The sequence below is a fragment of the Xanthomonas cissicola genome, assembly GCF_008801575.1.
Lineage (GTDB): Bacteria > Pseudomonadota > Gammaproteobacteria > Xanthomonadales > Xanthomonadaceae > Xanthomonas > Xanthomonas cissicola.
On the sequence record NZ_VZPL01000119.1, the window covers coordinates 1 to 6,119 of the forward strand.

Sequence of the window (6,119 nt, forward strand, 5' to 3'; positions counted from 1 at the left end):
CGGCCTGCTTCAGCGTGGCGATGATCTGTGTCTCGGTGAACTTCGATGTGCGCATGGAACCTCCTGACTTGGGAACGATGCCAGAAAGATCTACTTATGCGGTGTCTGCGGATCGGGGGAGCTTACGATCGCGTTCCATGCGTCGACCTGCAGGGCATCGAATCGGGACAGTGGACTGATGCCGGCATTGTTGACCATGACGTCGAGCCGCCCGAATTGCGAGCAGGCCAGGTCCACCAGGGCCAGGACCTGCTTGTGCACGGTGACGTCGGTTGGCCGGTAGACTGCCTGCCCGCCGGATTGGACGATTTCCATGGCGACCTCGGCAATGCGTGCCTCGCGGCGTGCACCGAGGACCACCTTAGCGCCGAGTGCGCCCAGGTGAAGCGCGGTGGCCCGGCCCGTGCCGCTGCCGGCGCCGGTGATGACCACGACCTTGTTTTCGATCGTCATCTGCGTGCTCCGTGATGGACGTGCCACCCACGGTAGCGCTGCCGCTTGGATGGATTATGCTTGCGCGGACATGGTTTCATCGCAATCGTCCAAGGATGACCCGCTTTCGCAGGTTCTGGCCGCGCTGGGCGCCAGGAGTGCCGGACTCAACCGGCTGGAAGCGCGTGGCGATTGGGCGCTGTCGTTTTCGGGAAAGCATCGGCTCAAGCTGGTCGCGGCGATACGCGGGGAATGCTGGATCCGCCTTCCGCGGCGGACGCCCAAGCGCGTGGTCGAAGGCGACGTGCTGCTGATCGGCAATACGCCCTATGTCATTGCCAGCGATGCGCAACGCGCGCCGGTCGATGGTGTCTCGCGTTATGCCGGGCAGCAGAGCCTGCGCCTGGGCGATGGCGACGACACCGTACTGCTTGGTGCGGGCATTGTCTTCAGCGGCGAGAACAGTGGCTTTCTGATCGATGCGCTGCCGCGGCTCATGAAGATCCAGAGTGTCTCGCTATCCGCCTTCGCCGTGCGCACGACACTGGATCTGCTCGATGCGGAAATGGGCCGGCATCGGATGGGCAGCGCCCGGGTCGCGTCGTGTCTTTCCGAAGTGCTGGTAGTGGAGGCCATTCGCGCCTACATGCACGCGCATACACAGGTGCACACAAGCTGGATTGGTGCACTGGGCGATCGCCACATCGGTGCGGCACTCGCGCTGATGCACGGCGATGTCGCACATGCGTGGACAGTGGCTGAACTGGCATCGCGCGTGGGCATGTCGCGCTCGGCGTTTTCGTCGCGCTTTTCGCAGAAGGTCGGGCAGGCGCCGCTGCACTACCTGACGCAGTGGCGCATGCTGTTGGCGCACAGGCTGCTTGCCGAAACCGGTCTGGATATCGCCCACATTGCCGAGCGTGTCGGTTACCAGTCGCCGAGCGCGTTCGGCCATGCGTTCAAGCGCATGTTCGGGGCGGCACCCAAGCGTTTGGTGAGACCGAGCGAGACATAGCGCAGCGGTAAACGACGTCGCCCGGCTGAAGCGTTTGCGAGTGCATGAAGTCCGTCTCTGGCGCCCATGTGATCCATCGCTGGCCCGGCGCATGCCGCTGACCTTGTTCATCGGCTCGACCCGCCAGCCATCGCACCCTCAGTGGTGTGTCGGGGCGGCGTGAAGGAGGCGTAGTGGCGTGCTTTGAACGCATCCGCGGCCTCTGGGATCACAGCGCGGCGACGTCCTACCGCCGATCATTGCCAGCATGACTATCGGGAACCAGATCACGGCGCGCACCGTGACCGTCACCGCGGGCGACACCGGGCGCGCGAGCAGCAAAGTCAGTGTGGAACTGTCCGGTCGCCCCGATCCGCGGTGGCAATCGTGCTTCCACTTCGTCGTGCAGGGCCGCGATGGCTTCTACATGGAAGGCCGCCCGATCTTCGACCAGTCCAACGTCGAAGGCGTCGTGCCAGCCGGGCAGGTAGATGCCTTTCGGTACCAGTTGCTGGAGGTTCTGGCCTTGACCAACACGCTGGCGCGCGCGCAAGCCAACAAGGATGCGGATCGCCGCTAGGCTGCAGCCGGTGCATGCTGCAGACGACACGCTGGTGTGATCGGCGCCGCATCGCCTCAACGCAGTACTGGTCGAATCGGAGTATGTGTCACCAATCGGTCGGCGCGTAATCCTTCAAGAACTGCCCCCACACATGTTCGCCGGTGTTGAAGCCGTGGATGATCGGGTCGACGATACGTGCGGCGCCGTCCACGATATCTAGCGGTGGATGGAAGCGTTCCTGCTGGACCTTGAGCGCGGCGATCTCTGCCGGGTCTTCGTCGGTGACCCAGCCGGTATCCACACTATTCATATGGATGCCGTCGTTCTGGTAATCGGCCGCCGAGGTGCGCGTCATCATGTTCAACGCGGCCTTGGCCATGTTGGTGTGCGGGTGACGCGTGGTCTTGAAATTGCGGTAGAACTGGCCTTCCATCGCCGAGACGTTGACGATGTGCTTGTCGCGTTCGGGCGTGCGCAGCATGAGCGGCTTGAGCCGCGCATTGATGATGAAGGGTGCGATGGCGTTGACCAGCTGCGTTTCCAATAGTTCCACAGACGGCACTTCGGCCATCAGCAGGCGCCAGGAATTGCGGCCGCGCAGATCGACCTGCTGCAGGTCCTGATCCAGGCGCCCATCAGGAAACAGATGCTGTTGGCCTACCAGCTCATCGTCCAGCAACGCGATCTGCGAGAGTTCGGCGGCACGGGTGAGACCGTCGGCGCTGTCGAGCCCACGGCCATGCACCGCGGGCAACGCGGTGGCCGACGCATCGCGGAGCAACTCCGGAGTGCGCAGGCCTTCGTAATGGCCGACAAGGTTCCGCACGGTCTCCGGCAATTCGTGCAATGCGGCAGTTTCGCCGGCCATCATGTGGGCGTAGAACTGCGGCGGGCGCCGCACGGTCTGGCAGGCGTTGTTGATGATGAAATCCAGCCGTTCGCGCGTGGCCAGCAGTTCATTGCAGAACGCTTCCACGCTGGGGGTATGGCGCAGGTCCAACCCGAACACCTGCAGGCGATGACCCCACTGCGCGAAGTCCGGCTCCTGCGCATAGCGCGCGGCCGAATCGCGCGGAAAGCGCGTGGTGACAATCAACTCCGCACCGGCGCGCAGCAGCTTCAACCCCGCCTGGTACCCGATCTTGACGCGCCCGCCGGTCAGCAAGGCGACGCGCCCGCGCAGGTCGGCGGTTTCGGTGCGCTTGAAGAAATTCAGCTCCGCACAGGTCGGGCACATCTGGTCGTAGAAATGATGCAGCTCGGTGAATTTCTGCTTGCACACATAGCAGTGGCGCAGCTCGGGCGAGTGCGTGGGCTCCGGCGCGGCAGTGGCGTTTTCGCCGTTGTGGGCATCGTGCAGGCCGGCGGCATGCGGCGGGAAATAGTTCGGCGTGCTGAACACCGGTTTGCGTCGTAGTGCGCGGATACCGCGTTGTTCCAGCAGGGCTTCGGCCTTGCGCACTTTTTCCTGGTGACGCTCGCGTTCGCGCTGCTTGAGCAACTGCCGCCGCGCCTTCGGCTCGGGGTGATAGACCTTGGCGACCACTTGATGCAGCCGCACGCGGTCGGCTTCGGGCAGGGTGTCCAGCACGCTGCGGTCGGCGTCGATGGCCTCCAGCACGTCCAGGGCCGCGCGCAGGCGGTCGGTCAAGGGAAGCTCGTCGTTGGGCAAGGGTGGGGCGTTGGTGTTCAAGGCAGATCCGGAATGGGCGGCTGGCGGCGCAGGCGAAGGATGGCCGCCAGCCAGCAGACGAAGACGATGACGGGAGCGGGCGGGCAGGGCGCCGCTGCGCATGGCCGCTGGCCGGGAAGTCGGCAGGTGGGCATTTTCGCCGATTGTGGGTGGTGGGCGCCAATGCGGGCGGCTGAGCGGGTCAGCCAGGCTGTTGCCGGGCGCTTGGCTGGCGGTCTTGGGTGCGCCTGGAGCGATGGGCTGTCGGTGGAAGTCCCCGAGCTGCGCGGAGGATGCGACTGGCCGGATGTTTGGGTAATCTCCCGCCACACCGGCGCGGATTGGCGCCCGGGCATTCAAGGGGACATCGATGAAGACTTCCATGCTGGCCATCGGGCTGGCCGGCTTGCTGTGTGCGTGCACGGTTGTGTCGCCCGATCCGGGGCAGCAGGCCGTGTTGGTGGATAAGCCCCTGTTCTTCGGCAAGGGCGGCATCCGCCTGGACGATGTGCGCGATCCCGGCCGCACTTACACGTGGCTGACCACGTCGGCCACCTATGTGGATGTGACGCCACAGACCGTGCAGGTGGCGTTCGACGATTTCTCCTCCAGCGACAACATCCTGTTGGACTTCTCCACCCAGATTCAATACAGGATTACTGCGCCGGCGCTGTTGTTGTCCAGGTTCGGGCAGGATTGGTTCAAGAACAATGTTGCCAGTCAGTACGCGTCCATCGTGCGTGACCAGGTCAAGCGCTACGACATGACCAAGATGATGAGCGACCCCGACACCGCCAGGAAGATCGACGATTCGGTGACACAAAACGTCAGTGCCTTGGTCAAGGAGCAAGGCCTGCCGATCCAGATCCAGAACATCACCCTGGGCCGCGCACGCCCGAATCCGGACGTGTTGCAACAGATGAATCTGACTGCCGCGCAGCAACAGCGGGTCAAGACCCTGGTGGAGGCGACCACCGCAGAACTGCAGCGCGAGCAGGAGCAGGAGGCCAAGGCCGACGCAGATAACGCGTATCGCAACCGCATGGGCCTGACGCCGGAGCAATACCTAGCCAGCCAGATCGCCGAGCTCAATGCCGAGGCCTGCAAGAAAGCGCAGGCATGCTACATGGTGCCGTCGGGAACTTCGGTGATTGCAAGATAGGTCCGCCGTTGCCTGCCGCCAGGCGCAAGCACTGGGTGATGAATAGTCACGCGCGCGCATACCATCGCGCTGCTCACGTCGCCTGCAACATCGGTGGGCTACGGTCGCCTGTGAGTGCGGCGGCGGGAGAAAACACGATGGGTCTGTTGGTCGACGGCAAATGGCAGGACAGGTGGTATGACACCAGCAAGAGTGAGGGGCGGTTCGAGCGCTCGCAGTCGCAGTTTCGCAATTGGGTCACGCGCGATGGCAGCCCCGGGCCGCATGGCCAGGGCGGGTTCCAGGCGGCTTCGGGGCGCTATCACCTGTATGTGTCGCTCGCCTGCCCATGGGCGCACCGCACGCTGATCTTCCGGCGCCTGAAAGGGCTGGAGTCGATGATCGACGTGTCCACCGTGCATTGGCTGATGCGCGAGAACGGCTGGACCTTCGCCGATGGGCCGGGTGTGGTCGGCGATACGGAGCATCACGCGCAGTATCTGTACGAGGTGTACCTCAAGGCCGACCCGCATTACTCGGGCCGGGTCACGGTGCCGGTGTTGTGGGACCGCGAGCGCAGGACGGTGGTCAGCAACGAGTCGGCAGACATCATCCGCATGTTCAATAGCGCCTTCGACGAGATTGGCGCTGCAGACGGCGATTTTTACCCGCAGCCGCTGCGCGAGCAGATCGACGCGGTGAACGCGCGTGTCTATGACACCGTCAACAATGGCGTCTACAAGGCGGGCTTTGCGACCACCCAGGCGGCCTATGAAGAGGCGGTGGTGCCGTTGTTCGAAAGCCTGGACTGGCTAGAGGCGCGTCTGAGCGCCCAGCGCTATCTCTGCGGCGACCAACTTACCGAAGCCGACTGGCGCCTGGTCACCACACTGGTGCGGTTCGATGCGGTGTACGTGGGGCACTTCAAATGCAATCTACGGCGCATCGCCGACTACCCGCAGCTGTCTGGATTCCTGCGCGAGCTCTACCAGATGCCGGGGATTGCCGACACCGTGAACTTCCAGCACATCAAGGGGCATTACTACCAGAGCCACGACACCATCAATCCCACCGGTATCGTCCCGATGGGGCCGCTACGGAAGGTCTGAATAACGAGGCCTGAGAGTGCGGGATGTCGCGTCGTTCCGAAGAGTGGCGTTTGAATCTTTGGAATTTCGCCATTTCTGGCGCTTTCCGTGGGAATTTCCTGGTTTACAGGCGCACGCTCCCCATAGCCGGCAGCAACTGCTTTCGCTTCATCCACAGATTGGAGAGCGCAAACAAGGTCAGCACGTGTGCGGTGTTTTTGGCCAGGCCG

5 protein-coding genes and 2 pseudogenes are annotated in these 6,119 nt (G+C 63.6%); 4 read left to right on the top strand and 3 right to left on the bottom strand.

All coding sequences use genetic code 11. The annotated features are described in order from the left end of the window. Positions 1-123: 123 nt before the first annotated feature. Positions 124-453, bottom strand: a pseudogene (locus F7R02_RS23670) (SDR family oxidoreductase); the annotation flags it as partial. Between the two features lie 49 nt (positions 454-502). Between F7R02_RS23670 and F7R02_RS23675 the strand changes: the two are divergent. Together F7R02_RS23675 and F7R02_RS23680 are read left to right on the top strand one after the other, a co-directional pair. Further along, positions 503-1,447 carry an AraC family transcriptional regulator gene (locus F7R02_RS23675; protein ID WP_033836220.1) on the top strand — a complete coding sequence of 315 codons (945 nt, stop codon included), beginning with the start codon at positions 503-505 and terminating at the stop codon, positions 1,445-1,447. A 247-nt stretch (positions 1,448-1,694) separates the two neighbouring features. Next, entirely contained in the window at positions 1,695-2,006 is a 312-nt protein-coding gene (locus F7R02_RS23680) for a hypothetical protein (protein ID WP_078589895.1), read from the top strand. 88 nt (positions 2,007-2,094) lie between these two features. On the opposite strand, the gene F7R02_RS23685 is transcribed toward F7R02_RS23680, so the two are convergent. Next, positions 2,095-3,681: an SDR family NAD(P)-dependent oxidoreductase gene (locus F7R02_RS23685; protein WP_033484008.1), complete on the bottom strand. Its 1,587-nt coding sequence runs from the start codon at positions 3,679-3,681 to the stop codon at positions 2,095-2,097. 361 nt (positions 3,682-4,042) lie between these two features. Between F7R02_RS23685 and F7R02_RS23690 the strand changes: the two genes are divergently transcribed. Both F7R02_RS23690 and F7R02_RS23695 read left to right on the top strand, forming a co-directional pair. Then, positions 4,043-4,822, top strand: coding sequence for an SPFH domain-containing protein (locus F7R02_RS23690; RefSeq protein ID WP_078589894.1), 780 nt, complete (start codon positions 4,043-4,045; stop codon positions 4,820-4,822). A 137-nt stretch (positions 4,823-4,959) separates the two neighbouring features. After that, a complete protein-coding gene (locus F7R02_RS23695; RefSeq protein WP_078589893.1) occupies positions 4,960-5,910 on the top strand; it encodes a glutathione S-transferase family protein in 951 nt (316 codons plus the stop codon). A gap of 103 nt (positions 5,911-6,013) precedes the next feature. Here the strand turns inward: F7R02_RS23695 and F7R02_RS23705 are convergent. Further along, positions 6,014-6,119: pseudogene (locus F7R02_RS23705) on the bottom strand (IS5/IS1182 family transposase); the annotation flags it as partial.

Bases quoted from the DNA above. Each gene is read 5' to 3' on its own strand.
- F7R02_RS23675 (WP_033836220.1), top strand. From the start codon at position 503: ATGGATTATGCTTGCGCGGACATGGTTTCATCGCAATCGTCCAAGGAT.
- F7R02_RS23680 (WP_078589895.1), top strand. From the start codon at position 1,695: ATGACTATCGGGAACCAGATCACGGCGCGCACCGTGACCGTCACCGCG.
- F7R02_RS23690 (WP_078589894.1), top strand. From the start codon at position 4,043: ATGCTGGCCATCGGGCTGGCCGGCTTGCTGTGTGCGTGCACGGTTGTG.
- F7R02_RS23695 (WP_078589893.1), top strand. From the start codon at position 4,960: ATGGGTCTGTTGGTCGACGGCAAATGGCAGGACAGGTGGTATGACACC.